Source organism: Stenotrophomonas humi (assembly GCF_001431415.1).
Lineage (GTDB): Bacteria > Pseudomonadota > Gammaproteobacteria > Xanthomonadales > Xanthomonadaceae > Stenotrophomonas > Stenotrophomonas humi.
Genome location: NZ_LDJI01000020.1, coordinates 16248 through 35487, shown reverse-complemented (window position 1 = coordinate 35487; position 19240 = coordinate 16248). Strand labels below are relative to the sequence as shown.

Below are 19240 nucleotides of genomic sequence, written 5' to 3'. Positions count from 1 at the left end.
TGATTGTGCCCGCGCGGCAGGTTTGCGCCCACGCATGACCATGGTCACTTGTGCGCAGGACCGGTTGCCGTCGAGATTCAGTGGTTACGTGCGATGCCTGCCGTCGCCCCATCGGAGTCCTGCCCCACCATGCAACGCCGTCATTTTCTCGCGCTATCCGGCCTCGGCCTCGCCGGTTTCATGCTGCCCAACGCCCGCCTGATCGCCGCCGAGGAACTGCTGGCGCCGGTGGACGTGGCCAAGAAGAAAGCACTGGCCGACACCGTGCTGGCACTGGCCAAGCGCGGTGGCGCCAGCTATTGCGACGTGCGCATCGGCCGCTACCTCAACCAGGCCATCGTCACCCGCGAGGACAAGGTGCAGAACGTCACCAACAGCGAATCCGCTGGCGTGGGCATCCGCGTGATCGTCGATGGCGCCTGGGGCTTTGCCGCCAGCAACCAGACCAACCCGCAGGGCATTGCCGCCGCCGTGGCCCAGGCCGTGGCCATTGCCAAGGCCAACGCGAAAATCCAGACCAAGCCGGTGCAGCTGGCACCGACGCCGGGCGTCGGCGAGGTGCAATGGAAGACGCCGATCCGGCACAACGCGATGGCGGTGCCGGTCAAGGACAAGGTGGACCTGCTGCTGTCGATCAACGCCGCCGCGATCAATGCCGGCGCCAACTTCATCAACTCGCAGTTGTTCCTGGTCAACGAGCAGAAGTACTTCGCCTCCAGCGACGGTTCGTGGATCGACCAGGACGTGCATCGCATCTGGTTGCCGTTCACCGCCACCGCCATCGACAAGGCCAGCGGCAAGTTCCGCACCCGCGCAGGGCTGTCCGCACCGGCCGGCATGGGCTGGGAGTTCCTCGACGGCAATGCCGCCGACAAGCACCAGCTGCCCGGCGGCTTGGTCGCCTACGGGCGCTCCTATGATCCGGTGGAGGACGCCATTGCCGCCGCCAGGCAGGCGCGCGAGAAGCTCACCGCTCCGTCGGTGAAACCGGGCAAGTACGACCTGGTGCTGGACCCGTCCAACCTGTTCCTGACCATCCACGAGAACGTCGGCCACCCGCTGGAGCTGGACCGCGTGCTCGGCTACGAAGCCAACTACGCCGGCACCAGCTTCGCCACGCTGGACAAGCGCGACGCGGGTTATCGCTGGGGCAGCGACATCGTCAACTTCACCGCCGACAAGACCGAGCCATACAGCCTGGGCGCGGTGGGCTATGACGATGAAGGCGTGAAGTGCCGCCGCTGGGACCTGGTCAAGGATGGCATCCTGGTCAACTTCCAGGCCACCCGCGACGAGGTGCACATCCTCGGCGAGAACGCATCGCACGGCTGCAGCTACGCCGATTCGTGGAAGAGCGTGCAGTTCCAGCGCATGGCCAATGTGTCGCTGGCACCGGGCAGGACGCCGCTGACCCCGGCGCAGATGGTCAAGAACGTGGAGAACGGCATCTACATCCACGGCCGCGGTTCGTATTCGATCGACCAGCAGCGCTACAACGCGCAGTTCGGTGGGCAGCTCTGCTACCAGATCAAGAACGGCGAGATCACCGGCATGGTCGAGGACGCCGCCTACCAGATCCGCACGCCGGAGTTCTGGAATGCGTGCAGCGCGATCTGCGATGAACGCGATTTCCGCCTGGGCGGTTCGTTCTTCGACGGCAAGGGCCAGCCGGGCCAGGTGTCGGCGGTATCGCATGGTTCGGCAACGACGCGCTTTGACGGGGTAAACATCATCAATACGGCACGATCGCTGGGGTAAGAACGAAGCGCTGCCCTCATCCGCTCTTCGGGCACCTTCTCCCGTGAACGGGAGAAGGGATTGCTTTACCGCGAGCTTCAAGCGCCTCGTGGACTCGAAAATTCAAGCTGCCTTCCCCCTTCTCCCTCATGCGGGGTGAAGGCATGCGGCCCGCGAGCCACCGGCTCACGCATGACTGAACGCCGCGCGCGCTATGTGCGGCCGAGGCACCGAGCAAAGTTCCCGAAGGGCGGATGAGGGAGCGCCGTTGATCTCCAGAATGTTGCCCACCCATGTCTAAAGTCACTACCGCTGCAATCGTGTGCCCGCAAGAATCGAAGGGTTCGCAGAACACCGCGAAGCCATCGTCGTTCGTTGCCGTAACGCCCGCCACGCGGGCCGTGCCATTGGAGAGCAGCCTTGCAAAGACGTGACTTCCTCGCCCTGACCGGGCTCACTGCCGGTGGCCTGATGGTGCCCGGCTTCTTCGGCAAGGCCATTGCCGCCGAACAGCTGCTCACCGTACTCGACCCGGCACTGAAAAAGCGCCTGGCCGATGACGCACTGAATGCGGCCCGGGCCGCCGGTGCCAGCTATTGCGACGTACGCATCGGCCGCTACCTGCGCCAGTTCGTCATCACCCGTGAGGACAAGGTCCAGAACGTGGTGAACACCGAATCCACCGGCACCGGCATCCGTGTGATCGTCAACGGCGCCTGGGGCTTTGCCGCCACCAACGACCTCAGCCCGGCCGGCGTGGTCAAGGCCGCGCAGCAGGCTGCCGCCATCGCCAAGGCCAACGCCAAGGTGCAGACCGCACCGGTGCAGTTCGCCAAGGCGCCGGGCTACGGCGAGGTGAGCTGGCGCACGCCGATCAAGAAGAACGCGATGGAAGTGCCGATCAAGGACAAGGCCGACCTGCTGCTGGGCGTGAATGCCGCCGCCATGGGCGCAGGCGCCAGCTTCGTCAATTCGATGTTGTTCCTGGTCAACGAACAGAAGTACTTCGCCTCGACCGACGGCTCCTACATCGACCAGGATGTGCACCGCATCTGGGCACCGATGACGGTCACCGCCATTGACAAGGCCAGCGGCAAGTTCCGCACCCGTGGCGGGCTGTCCTCGCCAATGGGCCTGGGCTTTGAATATCTGGACGGCGATGCTTCGGCCAAGACCGTGCTGCCCAACGGCGTGACCGTCTATGGACAGTCCTATGACATGCGCGAAGATGCCATCGCCGCGGCCAAGCACGCGCAGGAAAAGCTGAAGGCGCCGTCGGTCAAGCCGGGCAAGTACGACCTGGTGCTCGATCCGTCGCACACCTGGCTGACGATCCACGAAGCAGTCGGCCACCCGCTGGAACTGGACCGCGTGCTCGGCTACGAAGCCAACTACGCCGGCACCAGCTTCGCCACGCTGGACAAGCGCGAGCAGCGTTTCCAGTACGGCAGCGACAAGGTCACCATGTTCGCCGACAAGACCCAGCCCGGCTCGCTCGGCGCGGTCGCCTACGACGACGAAGGCGTCAAGACCAAGCGCTGGGACCTGATCACCGACGGCAAGCTGGTCGATTACCAGACCATCCGCGACCAGGCACACATCCTCGGCAAGACCGAATCCGATGGCTGCTGCTATGCCGATTCGTGGTCCAGCGTGCAGTTCCAGCGCATGGCCAACGTGTCAATGGCACCGGGCAAGGCGCCGCTGTCTGTGGCCGATCTGGTCAAGAACGTGGAAAACGGCATCTACATCATCGGTGATGGTTCTTTCTCCATCGACCAGCAGCGTTACAACGCGCAGTTCGGTGGGCAGCTGTTCTACGAGATCAAGAACGGCCAGATCACCCACATGCTCGAGGACGTGGCCTACCAGATCCGCACGCCGGAATTCTGGAACGCCTGCAGCGCCGTGGCCGACGAACGCGATTACCGCCTGGGCGGTTCATTCTTCGACGGCAAGGGCCAGCCGGGCCAGGTCTCGGCGGTGTCGCACGGCTCGTCCACCGCCCGTTTCGACGGCATCAATGTCATCAATACCGCGCGCAGCCTCGGCTGATCGTCAAGGAGCTTTCAGAACCATGAGCATCTTCACCGAACAGGAAGCCAAGGCCATCCTGGACAAGGTCATCGCGCTGTCCAAGGCCGATGAATGCACCGCCACGCTGGCCGGCTCGGTCGACGGCAACATCCGTTTCGCACTGAACAACGTGTCCACCAGCGGCATCGTCAGCAATGCCGAACTGGCCGTGCAGGTGGCCTTTGGCAAGCGCGTGGGCACGGCCTCGATCAACGAGTTCGACGACGCCTCACTGGAACGCGTGGTACGCCGCGCCGAAGACCTGGCCAGGCTGGCACCGGAAAATCCCGAGTTCATGCCGGCCATCGGCAAGCAGAACTACACCGCCAGCCCGACCTTCAGCGCATCCACCGCCGCCATCGACCCGGATTTCCGCGCCAAGGTGGCGGCCGATTCGATCGCACCGTGCCGTGGTCATGGCCTGATCGCCGCCGGCTTCCTGGAAGACGGCAACGGTTTTGTCGCCATCGCCAACAGCAATGGCAACTTCGGCTACCAGAAGACCACCAACTTCAACTACACCTGCACTGTGCGCACCGAAGACGGTCGTGGCTCGGGCTGGGTGGGCCGCAACCTCGCCAATGCTGCCGACTTCAAGGCCGATCAGGACATCGAGATTGCCAAGCGCAAGGCCACCGAATCGGCCGAAGCAAAAGCGCTGGAGCCGGGCAAGTACACGGTGATCCTGGAACCGGCAGCTGCAGCCGGCCTGATCAGCTTCATGATGAATTTCTTCAGTGCACGCTCCGCCGATGAAGGCCGCAGCTTCCTGTCCAAGAAGGGCGGCGGCAACAAGCTGGGCGAGCAGGTCTACGATCCGCAGGTGAATCTGTTCGCCGACCCATGGCACCCCGATGCCGCAGTGTTGCCGTGGGATGGCGAAGGCATGCCGCGTGAGCGCATCGCCATCATCGAGAACGGCAAGATCGCCAACCTGGATTACTCGCGCTACTGGGCCCAGAAGCAGGGCAAGACGGCCAAGGCCAGCGCTGGCAACCTGTTGATGGGCGGCGGCACCAAGTCCATCGCCGAGCTGGTACGCGGCACCGAGAAGGGCATCCTGGTCACCCGCACCTGGTACATCCGCATGGTGGACCCGCAGACCGTGCTGCTGACCGGCCTGACCCGCGACGGCACGTTCTACATCGAGAACGGCCAGATCAAGCATCCGGTGAAGAATTTCCGCTTCAACGAATCGCCGGTGATCATGCTCAACAACATCGACGAACTGGGCAAGCCGGTGCGCGTGGCCGGCGACGAGTCCAGCTTCGTGATGATGATCCCGCCGATGAAACTGCGTGATTTCACGTTCTCGTCGTTGTCCGATGCGGTGTAACAGCTTGGCTTGAGCCGTTGCTTTGAGCTGTTGCTTTGAGCTGTTGCTTCATCCCTTCTCCCGCTTGCGGGAGAAGGTGCCCGAAGGGCGGATGAGGGCAGATCCTGCTCTACGTGCTTTCAGAGCGCCCTCACCCCAACCCCCGCTCCGCGCCCCAGCCCTTGCGCTGGCGCAAGGGCGTTCGACGGGCCGCGAACCAATGGTTCGCAAACGTCCCCTCTCACCCCGCATGCGGGAGAGGGGCTTATGTTCCAGCGCTTCAGAGATTCCCTGCCTTTGTCCCTGCCCCCACTAACGCGAGCGCAATTCCTGCAGCTGCTGCTTGGCGGCGCGGTGGCGGCTGCGTTGCCCGGACGGGCGCAGGCACAGGCCAGCCGCTACGACTTCTGGTTCACGCGCCTGAAGTACGACTCCGGCGACTGGGACGTGGACGCGCGCATGCCGTCCAACCTGATCACCTCGCTGGTGGACTACACGACGCTGCGCGTGGACCCCACCGAGCACGTCATCGCGCTGTCCGACCCGAAGATGCTGCGCGCACCGTTCTGCTACCTGGCCGGGCACAAGCTGGTCGAGTTCAATCCCGACGAGCGCCGCAACTTCGAGCGCTACGTGCGCAACGGCGGCTTCGTTTTCGTCGATGACTGCAACCACGACATCGACGGTCTGTTCGCCACCTCGTTCGAAGCGCAGATGCGCAGCATCTTCGGTGCCAATGGCCTGAAGAAGCTGCCCAACAACCACGCGCTGTACAACAGCTTTTTCAAATTCCCCGAAGGCCCGCCCGCCACCGGCTTCGAGCTCAATGGCTGGGGCGACGATCTGGTCCATGACTATCTGAAGGGCATCGACATCGATGGCCGCCTGGGCGTGCTCTACAGCAACAAGGACTACGGTTGCGAATGGGACTACGACTGGCGCAACAAGCGCTTCCTGGCCGAAGACAACACCAAGTTCGGCGTGAACATCGTGATGTACGCACTGACGCACTGACCCCACTGGTGACCGCATGACCGCTCCTACCCACGATCTCGATTCCCTGCTGCCCCGCCTGGGCGAACTGCGCGGTGCGCTGGCCCAGGCCGTGGTTGGTCAGCACGCAGTCGTTGAACAGCTGTTGATCGGCCTGCTGGCCGGCGGCCATTGCCTGCTGGAAGGCGCGCCCGGTCTCGGCAAGACGCTGCTGGTGCGCTCGCTCGGGCAGGCACTGGAGCTGCAGTTCCGGCGCGTGCAGTTCACTCCGGACCTGATGCCCAGCGACATCCTCGGTACCGAGCTGCTGGAAGAAGACCACGGCACCGGCAAGCGTGCGTTCCGCTTCCAGCAAGGACCGATCTTCACCAACCTGCTGCTGGCCGACGAACTCAATCGCACCCCGCCAAAAACACAGGCCGCGTTGCTGGAAGCGATGCAGGAACGCACCGTCAGCTACGCCGGAACGACTTACACACTGCCCTCGCCGTTCTTCGTGCTGGCCACGCAGAACCCGATCGAACAGGCTGGCACCTATCCGCTGCCGGAAGCGCAGTTGGACCGCTTCCTGTTGCATGTGCGCGTGGACTATCCCACTGAAGCCGAAGAGCGTGACATCCTCGCCCAGACCACCGGCAGCAGCGGTGGCGTGGTGCCGAAGGTGATGGACGCCGAGTCGGTCAAGGCCTTGCAGGCAGCGGTGCGCGACGTGCATGTCAGCCCCGATCTGCTGAGCTGGATCACCCGCCTGGTCCGCGCCAGCCGCCCCGGCGAGGGCGCGCCGCACGAAGTGAACACCTGGATCAAATGGGGTGCTGGCCCGCGTGCCGGCCAATCGCTGGTACTGGCATCCAAGGCGCGTGCGTTGCTGCATGGGCGCTTCGCCGCTACCCGGGAAGATGTACTGGCGCTGGCCGCACCCGTGATGCGTCATCGCCTGCTGTTGTCGTTCGCCGCCGAAGCCGAGCAGAAGAGTGCCGATGACGTGATCGCCGCACTGCTGCGCGCGATGCCGTTCCCGGCCTGATCGGCAACTCGCAGTGATGGCGCCGGCTCCACCGCTGATTCCCGCCGACGTGCGCAGTCGCCTGCGTGCGCTGCGCCTGTGGCCGCAGCGGGCCAGCGGCAGCCGTGGCATCGGCATGCATGCCAGCCGCAGCCGCGGCGCCGGGTTGGAATTCGCGCAGTACCGTGCCTACGAACCGGGCGATGAGCTGCGCCAGATCGACTGGAAGCTGTACGCCCGCTCGGACCGCTTCTTCGTGCGTGAATCAGAACGCGAGAGCCCGCTCACCGTGTGGCTGATCCTCGATGCCACGGCATCGATGCAACAGGCCGACCAGGCACGCCGCGAGTGGACGCGGCTGCACGCGGCCGAGGCACTGGCCGGTTGCGTGGTCGAACTGGCCCTGCAACAGGGCGATGCGTTTGGGCTGATCGCCATCAACGGCGACGGCCTGCAATTGCTGCCGGCCGGTAACGGCCTGCGCCAGCGCGACCGGCTGCACCTGCAACTGCATGGCCTGCACGCACGCGGGCAATGGCCCGGCGCGGAGCAGCTGAAGCCGATCTGGGAGCGCATCGGCGCGCACGATCTGGTGGTGATGATCGGCGACGGCTTCGACAAGGCGACGATTGAACTGGCCGAACGCCTGGCCAAGGCCGGTCGTGACGTGGTGCATCTGCAGCTGCTCACCGTTGAGGAGCGCGATTTCCCGTTCCGCGACGGCCACCGCTTCCGTGATCCCGAGACCGGCGATGAGCTGCTGAGCGATGGCGCAAGCGTACGCGCCGACTATCTCGCACGCTTCGGCGAAGCACGGCGCACGCTGGATGCGCGTTTGCAGTCGGCCGGCATCCGCCATGACACCGCCTTCCTCGACGAGCCCATCGACGCACCACTGCAGCGCGTGTTCGGCCGACGTGGAGGCGCTGCGTGAGCCTGCTGTGGCTGTTCCCGGCCGGTTTGTTCGCGCTGGCGGCATTGCTGCTGCCATTGCTGATCCACCTTGCGCGGCGTGACCAGCAGCAACTGATCGACTTCGCCGCGCTGCGCTGGCTGTCGGCCAAGCCGCGTCCGCGCCGCCGCATCCGTTTCGACGAATGGCCGCTGCTGCTGGTGCGTTTGTTGCTGCTTGCGCTGTTGGCGGTGCTGCTGGCCCGTCCGGCGCTGGAAGGCCTGCGCGATACCACGCCGCGCGTCGCGGTACTGCCCGGCGTGGCCTTGGACAAGGCGCATGCCGTTGTCGCTGAGCCGGAAGCGCGTTGGTTGTGGCTGGCACCGGCATTCCCGCGCATCGAGCCGGACACGACGCCACCGGCCGCGCAGCAGCCCATCGCCAGCCTGCTACGCGAACTGGATGCAACGCTGCCAGCCGAAGCGCCGCTGACGGTGATCGTTCCTTCGGTGGTCGATGGCTGGGATGCGCAACGTCCGCAGTTGTCGCGCGCGGTGCGTTGGCAGGTGATCGAAACGGCCGGCGCACAAGCAGTGCCGACAACACGCACTGCACCGCAGTTGCAGGTGCGTCACGACGCCGAAGGCAAGGCCGCATTGCGCTATCTGCGTGCGCTGAACCACGCGTGGCAGCCCGATACCGAACTCAACGCGGCCGATGATGCCCAGGCCTTCACCGACAACCCCGCCGTGCGGGTGTGGCTGTCGAGCAAGCCGCTGCCTGCCGAGCTGCTGGTCTGGGCCGACCGTGGCGGCACGCTGCTGGTTGATGCGCGGCTGCCGATTCCGCATGACGCGCAACGGACGCCGTTGTGGCATGACGACGCCGGCAACCTGCTGCTGGAGCAGATCACCCACAACAGCCAGCGCTGGTGGCGCTGGACCGGCGTGCTGCATCCAGCCTCAATGCCCGCGTTGCTGGACGCGCGTTTCCCGCAGCAGCTGCGGATGCTGCTGGAACCGCTGCCCGCACCTCGCCGCGCCGCTGCCGAAGCGATGACGCCGGACACCGGTGCAGCCAGCTACCCGCAGCCGGCACGCGAACTGGCGCCGTGGCTGATCGCCGCCATCGCGCTGCTGTTCCTGCTTGAACGCTGGATGGCCAGCGCCCGCCGTCGTCGGGGGCAGGCATGAGCCGGCACCCGCTGCTGCAACGGGCACGTCGCCGGGTGCTGGCGATCAGCGTGCTCGGCGGCCTGCCCATCGCACTCGCACTCGCGCTGCTGGCATGGCGCATCGCCGATACGGATGTGGCGACAGTGGTACTCACCGTTGGCCTGCTCGCCGTCGCCGGGCTGGCGATGTGGCGCGCGCGTCGGCTGGATGGAGCGTGGCTGGTCACACGGCTCAACGAGCATCCACGCTTCGAGGACAGCGCCGACCTGTTGTTCGCCACGCCGGCAGCGTTGAATCCGCTGCAGCAGCGTCAGCAACGGCATGTACAACAGCGTCTGCGCGAGAACGCGCCGGATCTTCGCCAGGCATGGCCGGTGAAGCACCTGCTGCTGTGCGCCGGCATCGCGCTGTTGATCGCGGCCGGTGCGGTGGCGTGGCCGTCTGCCACGTCCAGCCGCACAGACGTTGATGTCGCCGCGACCGGGGCGGCATCCAGCAATCCGCAGGCACCGGCGCTGCGCGCCACGCGCCTGCGGGTCACACCGCCGGCCTACACCGGCCAGGCCGCCACGGCGGGCGAAAAGCTCGACGTGCGCGCAGTACAGGGCAGCCGCCTGCACTGGCAATTGCAGTTCGCGCCGCAGCCACAACAGGCTTGGCTGCAGTTCCATGATGGCCGGCGCCTGCCGCTGCAACGCGATGGCGAGCACTGGCAAGCCGGTGAAGCACTGCAACGCCCGGGGCTTTACCGCATCGTCACCGAGCCGGCGCTGGCCACACCGGGCCGCGCGTACCGGCTCGACGTGGTGCCCGATCGTCCGCCGCAGGTGAAGGTGCTGGAGCCGGCGCAGACGCTCAACCAGGCCACGCCCAACCAGCGCCAATGGCAGCTGCGCTTCGAAGCCACCGATGATTTCGGCATCAATTCCGGCGCCACGCTCGATATCACCACCGCCAAGGGCAGTGGCGAGAACATCGAGTTCCAGCAGCGCCAACTCACCCTGAGCGGCACTGGCCCAGCCACCGCGCGGCGCTTTGCCTACCGCGCGGACCTTGCGGCGTTGGGTGTCGGCCCGGGCGATGAGCTGGTCGCGCGCCTGACCGTGCGCGACAACCGCAACCCGCAGCCGCAGGAAGCGCGCAGTGCCAGCCTGATCCTGCGCCTGCCCAGCGAACAGGAAGTCCAGACCAGCGAGCTGGAAGGCGCGATCAAGAAGGTGATGCCGGCCTACTTCCGCAGCCAGCGGCAGATCATCATCGATGCCGAGGCCTTGCAGAAACAGCGCGGCACGCTGGATGCGGAAACCTTCATCAAGCGCGCGGACGCCATCGGCGTGGATCAACGCATCCTGCGCCTGCGCTATGGCCAGTTCCTCGGCGAGGAAGCCGAAGGCGGCGCCAAGGCACCACCGACCGGCGACATGCCCACCAGCGACGCACCGGCTGCCGATACCGACAACGACCACGACCACGCCGATGAGCACGCGCACGACGACGGCCACGATCACGGCAACAGCACCACCAGCGAGGGAGCACCGGTATTCGGCAGCGCCACCGACGTGCTGTCCGAGTACGGCCACACCCACGATCACGCCGAAGCAGCCACCCTGCTCGATCCACAGACCCGCGCCATCCTCAAGGCCGCGCTCGATCAGATGTGGCAATCCGAAGGCCATCTGCGCCAAGGCCATCCCGACCTGGCATTGCCGTATGCGTACAAGGCGCTGGGGTTCATCAAACAGGTACAGCAGGCCGAACGCATCTACCTGGCACGCGTCGGCAGCGCCTTGCCGCCCATCGACATGGCCCGGCGCATGACCGGCAAGCGCGATGGCCTGGGCAGTCGTGGCCTGCAACTGGCGACGCGACCGCCCGGCGACAACATCGTCGCCGATGCCTGGCAGGCACTGGCGAGCAACGATGGCAAGGTTGATCTGGATGCGCTGTCGCGTTGGCTGGATGCACACCCGCAGGCCTGGCCGGATCCACTCGATGTGATCGCCGCCATTGATGACGTACGCCAGCAACCGGATTGCCAATCCTGCCGCCAACGTCTGCGCGAGCAGTTGTGGCCGGCACTGCAACGCCCACTCGGCCCGCCCGCGCGTCGCAACGCGCCGGATGCTGCCGGCCGTCGTTATCTGGATGCCTTGGCGGCACCGCAGGAGCGCCCGTGACGAGCTGGTTGCCCATCGCCATCATCGGTGCGGCCTTGATGGTCGCCAGCGTGCGGCTGTGCATGGCACCGCGTCCACCGCGTCTGCGTCTTGCTGTTCTGTTGCTGCTGCAGACAGCCGCTGCAGCGTTGCTGTACCTGACGCTGTCTCCACCCACGCATCCGGTTGAGGCCGGCACATTGGTCATCGCCACGCGCGATGCCACGGCGGCCGAGTTGGCCAAGGTGCCGGCTGCCACGCGTCTGCGTCTGCCGGAAGCGGCGGCGATGGCCGACGTTGCACAGGTACCGGATCTGGCCACCGCCTTGCGACAGCACCCGGGCACACGCGAGTTGGTCATCGTTGGCGAAGGCTTGCCGGCGCGGGATCGCGACAGCGCGTTGCCCGCTGCATTGCGAATCATCACAAACCCCGCACCCAAGGGATTGGTTGAGCTGCAGGCACCGCCGCTGCTGGTGCCGGGTGCGCGTTTTGAAGTGAGCAGCCGCGTGCAGGGACTGCCGGGTGTACGCGTCGAGCTGCTTGATCCTTCCGGCCACCGTGCCGATATCGCGGCGCCGGACAAGGACGGCCGCGTACGTCTTGCATCCAGCACACGCGATGCTGGCGATGTGCACTTCACCCTGCGCGTGCTTGATGCCGACGGCAAAGTGCTGGATCACTTGCCGGTACCGGTGCGCGTGCGCGCCGTTGCCGCACCGGCGCTGCGGCTGTTGGCTGCGGCGCCCGGCCCGGAACTGAAGTATCTGCAACGCTGGGCCGCTGATACCGGCGCAACGCTGCAGACCGGCATCCAGGTGGGCGGTGGCCTGCAGCTGGGCGATGCGCCGGCCGCGCTGGATGCCTCCAGTCTGGGCAAACTCGATCTGCTGTTGCTCGACGAGCGCAGGCTCGCCGCCCTGTCTTCGGCACAACGCGGCAGCATAGGCGCGGCGATGCGCGCCGGGCTTGGCGTGCTGGTGCGCATGGGCGGCCCGCTGGACGGCAATGCACGCCGCGCCCTGCGCGAGTGGGGTCTGGACGTGCGTGGCGGCGAGCAGACCACACCCATGAAGCTGGTCACGGACCCGGCGGAGAGCGTCGAGACAAGCACTCCGGTGCCGATGCTTGAACGCTTCAACGTGACTGCTGGCGGCAGCGATGTCGTGCCCTTGCTGCATGCTGCCGACGGTACGGGTGTCGGCAGCTGGCGCGGTATCGGTCAGGGGCGACTGGGTGTGCTGCCGATCAGCGACAGCTACACGTTGGTGCTCGCCGGGCACGCGCCGCATCACGCGGAACTGTGGAACCGCGTGCTGGCAGTGTTGGCGCGCCCCCTGCCAGCGGCACCGCTTTCGCAGCTGCCCGCCTGGAGCTGGGTCGGCGAACGCACAACGCTGTGCGGGTTGCCAGCCGGTACGCAGGCGCTGGCGCCGGATGGAAGCCGCACCGCATTGCTGCCCGATCCGCACGCCAACAATTGCAGTGGATGGTGGCCGACACAACCGGGTTGGCACACCATCATCGCCGGTGATGCACAGGCGACCTTGCTGTTGTTGAATCCCGGCGATGCACGCGCCCTGCATGCACAACAGACCCGCGACGCAACGTTTGCATTGCGTGGCAACGCCCACCAGGACACCACCCGCAGTACTCACGTACCCGGCCCGCGCTGGCCTTGGCTGCTCGCCTTCGTACTGGTCGCCGCATTGTTGTGGTGGCTGGAGCGACGTCGACCGCAGGCAACACACGTTGGCCAGGGAACGTAGCGCGGGCAAACCCAGCGTCCCCATGCAAACGGGAACCATCCCGTCCCTTGTACATGGCAAAGGCGAGGCGGCTCTGGCGCTGGCCCAAGCGGGATCAACAGTGAATCCGCAGGCTCGGATGACATCCCAGCCTGCGTAGTGCCCACGCACCCGCTGAGAGCTCCGGGTACGCCGCACTTGCCCGGGCGACGTACCCGCACCCGCCGCATCGGCGCAAAGCCTCAGCAGAAATCCAACGTCAGGTTGTGACCTGCATCACTCCCGCACTGCAGACCGGTGCGCACTGTCGCCATCACGGGTGGAAACCTTCACTTCCAGGCCCGGCCACTCCCGTAGAACGGCAACCACAGGGGATCCACAGCCTAGGGGTTCACACGATGATGCATCGCCATGCCGCCGTGCTGCTGTCTGCCGTCATCTCCAGTCTCGTGACCGCACCAGCACTCGCACAGTCCAGCTTCAACCAGGCTTCTGCCCTAGATACGCAGTTGAATGCCGAAGAAGCACGTCTCGCACCACAACGCGCACTGTATCTACGCTATTTCCAGCAAGCGTATCGACAGTACCCCGCCATTCCTGCCGGTACGCTGGAAGCGATGGCGTACGTGCAGAGTCGCTGGTCGAACCTGCAACCGGCGGCTACGCAGGACAGTGAACATCTGCGCATGCCACCGTCATGGGGCGTGATGGGCCTGTACGCCGGCGGTGGCTTCGCCAACCAGGTCGAAGATGGCGCACGCCTGCTCGGGGTAAGCGCCGATGCCGTACGCAGGCAGCCGGCCACCAACATCCTCGCAGCGGCGGCCTTGCTGGATGCACAGATCCGTCAGGACTTTCCTGCTGCCAGGCGCGGTAGTACGCCGTCAGCAGAGGCCATTCGCCCGGCACTGATGCGCTACGCAGGCTTTGCACCCGCATCGACGACAACCGCGCAGAAAGCCGGTGGCATCGACGACTATGCGCGCACCAGCTTTGCCTACGACGTGCTGCTCACACAGGACCGTGGTGTGAATGACCGTGGCATCGTGGTGCCCGAGCGCGCCATCGCATGGGAAGACGCGTTCGATGCATCGCGCCTGGTCATGCTGCGCGCACCGATGGTGCGGTTGGATGTTGCCAATGACCGCGTTGAAACCGATACGTTCCGCATTGATCCGCTCAGCGAGACCCTGCAGACACGTGCTGGCACCCAGGTCAGCCCGCTGCTTGATGCCACGATCCAGAGTACCGATTACGGCCCGGCGATCTGGAGCGCCGCGTCCGCTTCCAACTACTCCACCACGCGCTCGGCCGCGATCAGCGCGGTGACCATCCACACCACGCAGGGCAGCTATGCCGGCACCATTTCCTGGTTCAAGAACGCCAGCGCGCAGGTGAGTGCGCACTATGTCATCCGCTCATCCGATGGCCAGGTCACGCAGATGGTGCGCGACGCGCATACCGCCTGGCATGTGGGCAGCCAGAACGGCTACACGCTGGGCATCGAGCACGAAGGCTTCGTCGACAACAGCTCGTGGTACACCAATGCGATGTACGAAGCATCGGCCGCATTGGTGCGCAACTTCTGCGCCAAATACAGCGCCATCAGCTGCGCCAGTGCCTACAGCGGTGCAGCCAGCAGCGGCATCAACGTGCTACCCACCAGCGTCAAGATCAAGGGCCACCAGCACTACAGCGGGCAGACGCATACGGACCCGGGCATCAACTGGAACTGGTCCAAGTACTACGCACTGATCAATCCCGGCAGCGGTGGTGGCACCACTACGTTCCTCGACCGCTTCGAGAGCAGCGTCGGTCACTTCGACACCAGCCCGAGCTATTCCGGCAGCACCACCGGCATCAGCACCGCATCCACCACCACACGTGACTGCACCACGCAGAAGAACGGCAGCTGCTCGCTGCGCGTGCTGCTGAAGGACGACACCGCAAACAGCGCAGCTTGGGAGGTCCGCCTGCTCTCCAGCAGCGGCACGCCGGCCAGCAACACCGCGTTGAACCGCAACAATGGTGTGCTGGGCTTCTGGGTGTGGAGCGGTGGCAGTGGCACCAGCGTGGGCGTCGGCATCGATGACAGCGACGGCACCGAGCGTTCGACCAGCAGATCCATCGCGGCCAACGTGTGGACGTACGTGTCCTGGCCGCTGGGCGACGCTGCGCAATGGAACGCCTGGGTCGGTGGAGATGGCAGCATCACCGCGTCCAGCGTCAAGCTCGATGCGATCTGGATCTATCACGCCAATACGGCGTATGACCTCAACGTCTACATCGATGATGTGCAGATAGCGAACTGACACGCGCTGGAATCCGGCGCTGCAGGAGCGAGGTTTGCCGCGAAGCTGATGGAACAGCGGTGACAAGGCCCGCATGCAGTTGAACGATGCATGCGGGCTTTGTGCGGGGCCTGCTTCGCCATTGCGCATATCAACCGGGCCGGTAGAGCGGAGCCATGCTCCGCTGCGGCATTCCCGGTGAAGCCTCTACCGAGCAGGGCTCGGCACTGGCGATTACTTCTTCGCGCTGAGGATCGGCGTCAGGTAATCGGTGCTGCCCTCGATGCGTTCCAGTGCCGGGTAACGCAGGCCGCCGTGGTAGTCGATGCTGAGCGTGCGGTACACGTCCATCTCCTTCACCAGCAGGCGGATCGGCTGCTTGCCTTCCTTGGTGGCACGCACGGCTTCTTCCAGTTCGTCGGCGCTGTACTGCAGGTCGTTGACTGCCAGCACCTGCATGCCGCTGCCGATGCCGGCGTTGAACGCGGCGCTGTCCCAGCGTACTTCGCTCACGCGTCCGGCACTGTCCAGCGCCATGCCCAGCGAGTAGATGAAGTTGGCGCCACGGCCCTTCATCATTGCCTTGTAGTAGGCGCTGGGCTTGTCGTTGTAGACCAGTTTCCAGCCGGCGGCTTCGATACCACCGGTCAGGCCCTGCCTGCGCTCCACGCGATCACCCAGGAACTGCGCCCAGTCGCCGCTGGGCTGCACCTGCTCCAGCGTCGCAGCCACGTCCTCGAACGTGTAGATGTCCGGGCGTTCCCACTGGCCGTCGTGCTGACCAAAGAAGGCCTTGGCGAAATCATCCAGGCTGCGCTTGCCACCACTGAGTTTGCGGATGCGCACATCCGCCTCCAGCCACAGCATCTGCCCACCCTGGTAGTAGTCCTCGCTCATCTGGTAGCCACGGTAGGGCTTGGGCTTGCGGCGGGCGATGACCGGATCGTTGGTGGTGTCACCGAGCGAACGCCATTCCAGACCCGGACGATTGTCGGCATACGTGGCTGCGACCAGCGCCAGTGCATCGCGCGAGGCGTCCAGCGGGCGGATGCCGGAACGCGCAGTCAACACGTTGCCCCAGTATTGGGTCTGGCCTTCGTATACCCACAGCAGGCTGCCCTGCATCGGCACGTTGTAGTTGAGCGTGGCCAGGTCGGCCGGGCGCCGGTACTTGCCATCCCAGGAATGCGTGTACTCGTGGCCAAGCAGATCGCTGCTGCCGACCTTTGCATCCCATCCGCTGAAGTAGTCGCGATCTTCGCTGTTCTCGCTGGAACGCTGATGCTCCAGGCCAATGCCACCAAGCTGGTTGGTCACAGCGAACAGGAAGTCGTAATGATCGTAGTGCTCGGCGCCGAACAGCTTGCGAGCCTGCGTCACCAGCGCGCGATGTTGATCGATATGCTCGGGCTTGGCTTCCAGATCCTTGGCGCGATCGGCGAACACGTTCAGGCGCACCGGGCGGGTACCCGCCGCAGCAAGATCAATCGTGCGGTGATAGCGGCCGGCGAATACCGGGGAATCCACCAGGATTTCCAGATTGGTCGGCGCGTAGTGCACGGTGTCGCCTTCGCGACGTGCCACGCTCAACGCGCTTGCCGCTTCCCATCCCTGTGGGTAGCGCGCACTGGCCTGGTAGGTGATGGCATGCGCGGCATGCCCGGCCGGGTACAGCACCATCGCATTCCACTGCAGGTTGAGCATGTTCGGCGTCATCACCGTGCGGCCCTGCGCCGAATCGGTGGGACTGAGGAACTGGTACTCCATGCGCAGCTCGGTGGCGCCTTCAGGCACCTGCACGTTGAAGGTGTAGACATCGAGCGGATCGCGCATCCATTCCAAGCGCTGGCCATTGGCGGTGATGACCAGGCCGGCAAGTTTCTCGATCTGGCCGGTGGGCGAATGGCTGCCCGGCAACCAGGCCGGGTAATGGAAACGCTGCAGTCCGCCGCGCACCGGCACCGTCTGCCGCACCTTGAACACGCGCTGGCCAAGATCGGTGGCATCCACGTCCAGAACAATCGTGCCCGGATACGCCGATTCGCTGATCGTGACGCCGCGTGCGTCCACCTTTGGCACATCCGGTGCCGCGCTCGCCATGCCCATGGCAGTCATCAGTGCAAACCCCAGCACCGCAGGACGGAGTACATGCATCACCAACCTCGTCTTTGTCAGAGAGGGCCATGATGCGCCGCCATCAAACGACCTGGCACGGGCCGTTAGGCATGGGCATGAAACAAACTGTCGCCCGATGCCGCGATCAGCAGGTCTCGCGTGCGGGCCTTTCCTCATCGGCGCTGACCAGACATCCGGTCAGCGGCAATGGTTCGTCCTGCTGGGCCCGGGCATAACCAAGCCCCCACTCGCGCATCGCCAGCAACACCGGCTCCAGCGTTTGACCCAACTCGGTCAACGCATAGTCCACACGCGGTGGTACTTCGGGATGGACGGTGCGGTGGACGATGCCGGCCTGCTCCAGCTCACGCAGCTGCAGCGTGAGCATGCGCTGCGTAACCGAAGGAATGGCCCGGCTCAGTTCCATGAAACGCTTCTTTCCGCCCAGAAGATGAAACAGCACGATCGGCTTCCACGTGCCTCCCATGACCGACAAGGTGGTCTCCACCGCGCAACCGCTTTTATTGTTCAGTCGTCGCATGGGCACCTGCGCAGAAGTGACGGGATCAGATGACGCTTTTCACTTACATTTTTGATACTACAGTTCAAAAATGTGCGTTATCGCCATTTGGATACTTTACATGCAGGATGCTCGCAACGGTCGGCGGCAACATCCACCACCGGCTGCCCCTCCCCTCGTCTGAAGGATCCACATGCAAGCCATTCAACTCCAGCAACCCGGCGGACTGGACCACCTGCAGCTGGTCGAGCTGCCTGCTCCCGGCGCTCCGGCAGCCGGCGAAATCCAGGTGCGCATCCACGCCAGCTCGCTCAACTACCACGACCTGATGGTGGTGTCCGGCGCCTCGGCGACGGCCGACAAGCGCATCCCGATGGCCGACGGTGCAGGCACCGTCACCGCGGTGGGCGAGGCGGTGACCGAATTCGCCGTGGGCGATGCCGTGGTGTCCTGCTTCTTTCCCGGCTGGCAGGCCGGGCACACGCTGCCCGTCGGTTTCGCCAGCGTGCCCGGCGACGGTGTGGACGGCTTTGCCCGCGAGTACGTCACCCTGCCGGCCACCACCTTCACCCACGCGCCCAAGGGCTACAGCCATGAAGAGGCCGCCACGCTGACCACCGCGGGCCTCACCGCCTGGCGTGCGCTGGTGGTGGATGCCGGCATCCGTGCCGGCGACACCGTGCTGGTGCTCGGCACCGGCGGGGTGTCCATCTTCGCCCTGCAGTTGGCCAAGTCGATGGGCGCACGTGTGATTGCCACCACCTCCAGCGACGCGAAGAAGCAGCGCCTGCTGGCGCTGGGCGCCGATGCGGTCATCAATTACCGGGAACAGCCGCAATGGGGTGATGCGGTGCTGGCCGCCACCGGTGGGCGCGGTGCCGACATCGTGGTCGAAGTGGGTGGCGCCGGTACCCTGCCGCAGTCCATCCGTGCCTGCGCCGTCGGCGGCCATATCGCGCTGATCGGCGTGCTCACCGGCTTCTCCGGCGATGTGCCCACCACCGAGATGATGATGAAGCAGCAGACCCTCAGGGGCCTGGTGGTGGGCAGCCGCGAGCACCAGCAGGACATGGTGCGGGCGCTGGATACCTTCAGCTGGCGCCCGGTGATCGACAGCCGCTACCCGCTGGCACAGATCGCCGAAGCGTTTTCCCACCAGCAGTCGGGCCAGCACTTCGGCAAGATCTGCCTGTCCTTCTGAGCACAGCGCCGGCCC

At 65.4% G+C, this 19240-nt stretch carries 13 protein-coding genes; 11 read left to right on the top strand and 2 right to left on the bottom strand.

All coding sequences use genetic code 11. The features are described from left to right. Positions 1 to 129 precede the first annotated feature (129 nt). The 10 genes from ABB26_RS10650 (at position 130) to ABB26_RS10605 (ending at position 15410) form a co-directional block, all read left to right on the top strand. The gene (locus ABB26_RS10650; RefSeq protein WP_057633921.1) at positions 130 to 1758 is read left to right on the top strand and encodes a TldD/PmbA family protein; all 1629 of its coding nucleotides are present in this window, start codon (positions 130 to 132) and stop codon (positions 1756 to 1758) included. Positions 1759 to 2157: 399 nt separating this feature from the next. After that, entirely contained in the window at positions 2158 to 3792 is a 1635-nt protein-coding gene (locus tag ABB26_RS10645) for a TldD/PmbA family protein (protein WP_057633919.1), read from the top strand. Between the two features lie 22 nt (positions 3793 to 3814). Then, the gene (locus ABB26_RS10640) at positions 3815 to 5149 is read left to right on the top strand and encodes a TldD/PmbA family protein (RefSeq protein WP_057633916.1); all 1335 of its coding nucleotides are present in this window, start codon (positions 3815 to 3817) and stop codon (positions 5147 to 5149) included. Between the two features lie 276 nt (positions 5150 to 5425). Then, positions 5426 to 6142 (top strand): DUF4159 domain-containing protein, encoded by a 717-nt coding sequence (locus ABB26_RS10635; protein ID WP_425477256.1) that lies wholly within the window; start codon positions 5426 to 5428, stop codon positions 6140 to 6142. 16 nt (positions 6143 to 6158) lie between these two features. Further along, positions 6159 to 7148, top strand: a complete 990-nt coding sequence (locus ABB26_RS10630) for an AAA family ATPase (RefSeq protein WP_057633914.1) — start codon at positions 6159 to 6161, stop codon at positions 7146 to 7148. Positions 7149 to 7161: 13 nt separating this feature from the next. Beyond that, positions 7162 to 8061 (top strand): DUF58 domain-containing protein, encoded by a 900-nt coding sequence (locus ABB26_RS10625; RefSeq protein ID WP_057633913.1) that lies wholly within the window; start codon positions 7162 to 7164, stop codon positions 8059 to 8061. Then, positions 8058 to 9212: a BatA domain-containing protein gene (locus ABB26_RS10620; RefSeq protein WP_057633910.1), complete on the top strand. Its 1155-nt coding sequence runs from the start codon at positions 8058 to 8060 to the stop codon at positions 9210 to 9212. The genes ABB26_RS10625 and ABB26_RS10620 overlap by 4 nt, the downstream gene beginning before the upstream one ends. Further along, positions 9209 to 11371 (top strand): hypothetical protein, encoded by a 2163-nt coding sequence (locus tag ABB26_RS10615; protein ID WP_057633907.1) that lies wholly within the window; start codon positions 9209 to 9211, stop codon positions 11369 to 11371. The genes ABB26_RS10620 and ABB26_RS10615 overlap by 4 nt, the downstream gene beginning before the upstream one ends. Then, on the top strand, positions 11368 to 13119 hold the full coding sequence (locus ABB26_RS10610) for a hypothetical protein (protein ID WP_057633905.1): 1752 nt from the start codon (positions 11368 to 11370) through the stop codon (positions 13117 to 13119). The genes ABB26_RS10615 and ABB26_RS10610 overlap by 4 nt, the downstream gene beginning before the upstream one ends. A gap of 377 nt (positions 13120 to 13496) precedes the next feature. Next, on the top strand, positions 13497 to 15410 hold the full coding sequence (locus ABB26_RS10605) for an N-acetylmuramoyl-L-alanine amidase (protein ID WP_057633902.1): 1914 nt from the start codon (positions 13497 to 13499) through the stop codon (positions 15408 to 15410). Between the two features lie 213 nt (positions 15411 to 15623). Here ABB26_RS10605 and ABB26_RS10600 read toward each other — a convergent pair whose 3' ends face one another. Both ABB26_RS10600 and ABB26_RS10595 read right to left on the bottom strand, forming a co-directional pair. Then, positions 15624 to 17543 (bottom strand): M61 family metallopeptidase, encoded by a 1920-nt coding sequence (locus tag ABB26_RS10600; protein ID WP_057633900.1) that lies wholly within the window; start codon positions 17541 to 17543, stop codon positions 15624 to 15626. A 106-nt stretch (positions 17544 to 17649) separates the two neighbouring features. Continuing rightward, positions 17650 to 18045, bottom strand: a complete 396-nt coding sequence (locus ABB26_RS10595; RefSeq protein ID WP_057633898.1) for a winged helix-turn-helix transcriptional regulator — start codon at positions 18043 to 18045, stop codon at positions 17650 to 17652. A gap of 172 nt (positions 18046 to 18217) precedes the next feature. On the opposite strand from ABB26_RS10595, the gene ABB26_RS10590 reads away from it, so the two are divergent. Then, the gene (locus ABB26_RS10590; RefSeq protein WP_057633896.1) at positions 18218 to 19225 is read left to right on the top strand and encodes a zinc-dependent alcohol dehydrogenase family protein; all 1008 of its coding nucleotides are present in this window, start codon (positions 18218 to 18220) and stop codon (positions 19223 to 19225) included. The last annotated feature ends 15 nt before the right edge of the window (positions 19226 to 19240 follow it).